Source organism: Streptomyces sp. NPDC007875, from assembly GCF_042868035.1.
Lineage (GTDB): Bacteria > Actinomycetota > Actinomycetes > Streptomycetales > Streptomycetaceae > Streptomyces > Streptomyces antimycoticus.
In genome coordinates this window covers 1-2,816 of the sequence record NZ_JBIADZ010000098.1, presented here as the reverse complement: position 1 = coordinate 2,816, position 2,816 = coordinate 1, and the positions used below count along the sequence as shown (strand labels likewise).

General features: G+C 69.0%; 2 protein-coding genes. Both read right to left on the bottom strand.

Features of this window, described 5'->3' with window-relative positions:
* Positions 1–1,757: type I polyketide synthase (locus ACFYOY_RS49050; RefSeq protein WP_388594632.1), on the bottom strand; the 1,757-nt coding region annotated here is incomplete at its 3' end.
* 18 nt (positions 1,758–1,775) lie between these two features.
* The coding region (locus tag ACFYOY_RS49045) for a KR domain-containing protein (protein WP_388594630.1) at positions 1,776–2,816 on the bottom strand (1,041 nt) is incomplete at its 5' end.

The following is a 2,816-nucleotide window of genomic DNA, read 5'->3' as shown; positions in this document are numbered from 1 at the left end:
CACGACTCCAACAACTCCGCACCCATACCCACCCACTGCGCCCCCTGACCAGGAAAAACAAACACCACCCGACCCCGAACATCCGCCCTGCCCACTACATCCCCACCGGCGACCTCACCCCCCGCCACAGCCTCCAACCCGACCACAGCCTCACGCCAGTCCCCCGCCACCACCACCGCACGATCCGACAACGCCGCCCGCGACGCCGCCAATGACCGTGCCAGATGGTCCAGTTCCACATCCGGCCGTCGCTCGACGACATCCAGCAACCGCCGCGCCTGCCCCCGCAACCCCGCACCACCACGCCCCGACACCACCAACGGCACCACACCACCCGACACCTCCACCACCGGCGCCACCTCGATGGCCACCTCCGGAGCCTGCTCCAAAATCACATGCGCATTCGTCCCGCTCACCCCGAACCCCGACACCCCGGCCCGACGCGGACGCCCCACCTCCGGCCACACCCGCTCCTCGGTCAACAACTCCACCGCACCCGCCGACCAATCCACCTGCGACGACGGCTCATCCACATGCAACGTCCGCGGCAACACCCCATACCGCAACGCCAACACCATCTTGATCACACCAGCCACACCCGCAGCCGCCTGCGCATGACCAATATTCGACTTCAACGACCCCAACCACAACGGACGCCCCTCAGACCGACCCTGGCCATAGGTCGCCATCAATGCCTGCACCTCGATCGGATCACCCAGCGTGGTGCCCGTGCCGTGCCCCTCGACCGCATCCACATCCGCCGCCACCAGCCCGGCACTGGTCAACGCCTGCTGGATGACACGCTGCTGCGACGGACCATTCGGCGCCGTCAACCCATTCGACGCACCATCCTGATTCACCGCCGAACCCCGCACCACCGCCAACACCCGATGCCCAAGACGCTCCGCATCAGACAACCGCTCCACCACCAGCACACCCACACCCTCGGCCCACCCCGTACCATCCGCCGACGCCGCAAACGACTTGCAGCGGCCGTCTTCGGCCATGCCGCGCTGCCGCGAGAAGCCGACGAAGGCGCTGGGGGTGGACATGACGGTGGCTCCTCCGGCCAGCGCCATCGAGCACTCCCCCGACCGCAGCGCCTGCGCGGCCAGATGCAAGCCCACCAGTGAGGAGGAGCATGCCGTGTCGATGGTCATCGCCGGGCCCTCGAACCCCAGCTCATAGGCGACCCGGCCGGTGAGCACGCTCGCCGAACTGCCCGTCATCAGGTAGCCCTCGACGCCCTCGGGGACCGTGTCCACGTCCGTGGCGTAGTCCTGATTGAGGGTGCCGAAGTAGACGCCGACGTCCTTACCACGCAGGCCCGTCGGGTCGATCCCTGCCCGTTCCAACGCCTCCCATGACGTCTCCAGCAGCAACCTCTGCTGCGGATCCATCGCGAGCGCCTCTCGCGGCGAGATTCCGAAGAAGCCCGCGTCGAACTCTCCCGCGTCGCGCAGAAAGCCACCCTCGCGGACATAGCTGGTGCCCGGATGATCCGGATCCGGGTCGAAGAGGTTCTCCAGATCCCACCCACGGTCCTCCGGAAACCCACCGACCGCGTCACCACCGGACACCACCAGGTCCCACAGCTCCTCCGGCGTGGTCACCCCACCCGGCAACCGGCACGCCATCCCCACGATCGCGATCGGCTCCGACAGGCCGGCCTCGATCTCGGTGAGCCGCTGCCGCGCCTGGTGCAGGTCGGCGGTCACCCGCTTGAGGTACCGGACCAACTTCTCGTCGTTGTCCACCGGAGGTCACCTTCCCCTTCACTCGTAGGCGCGGTCGGAATCCGACGGGTCCACGATTCCGAACTCGTCGTCGATGAAGGCCAGTACGTCGTCGACCGAAGCCGCTTCGAGCGTCGCTTCGATGTCGGTGCCTCCGGGCGGCCCGGGGGCATCGGTGCTGAGCTTGGCCGCCAGAGCCCGGAGCCGGGTGGCGGCTCCGGTGTCCTTGGCGCCGTCCGGTGGCCGGGCGGCCACCAGTTCTTCGAGCCTCGCCACTTCGGCCAGCACCGGGTCCTGGGTGGTCTCGGCGCCCAGACGGGTGGTCAGGTAATCCGCCAGGGTCAGGGGTGTGGGGAAGTCGAAGGCGAACGTGGCGGGGAGTCGCAGCCCGGTGCGGGCGAGGAGCCGGTCCCGTAGCTCTATCACCGTGAGCGAGTCGAAGCCGACGTCGGTGAAGGCGACATCTGGGCCGATACGACCGACCGAGGTGTAGCCGAGCACATACGCCGCCTCCTGCCGGACCAGGTCGAGAAGAATCGCCTGCCGGTCCGCGGAGCCCGCCCCGGCCAGTCGTACGGTGAGCGCGTCGGCGTCGTGCGCATGCGCCGACTGCGCCTTCTGCCGGATCCGCCGGGGCTGGGGGACCAGCCCGCGCAGCAGCGGCGGCACCGCCCCGGTGACGGCCTGGGCCCGGAGCCCGCCGAGGTCCAGCTTGATGGGGAGGACCATGGGTTCGGCCGTACGCAACGCGGCGTCGAACAGTTCCATGCCCTCGGCCTGGGATAACGCGGCGAGTCCGTCACGGGCCAGCCGACGGTGGTCGGTGTCGCCGAGCTGGGCGGTCATGCCCTCGTCCTGGGCCCACATACCCCAGCCAAGGGAGATCGCGGGGAGCCCTTGGGCGGCCCGGTGCTGTGCCAGCGCGTCGAGGTAGGCGTTGGCGGCGGCGTAGTTGCCCTGCCCCGAACTGCCGAAGGTGCCGGCGGCGGAGGAGAACAGGACGAAGGCCGACAGGTCCAGGTCCCGGGTCAGCTCATGCAGATGGAACGCCCCATCCACCTTCGACCGGAACACCGCGTC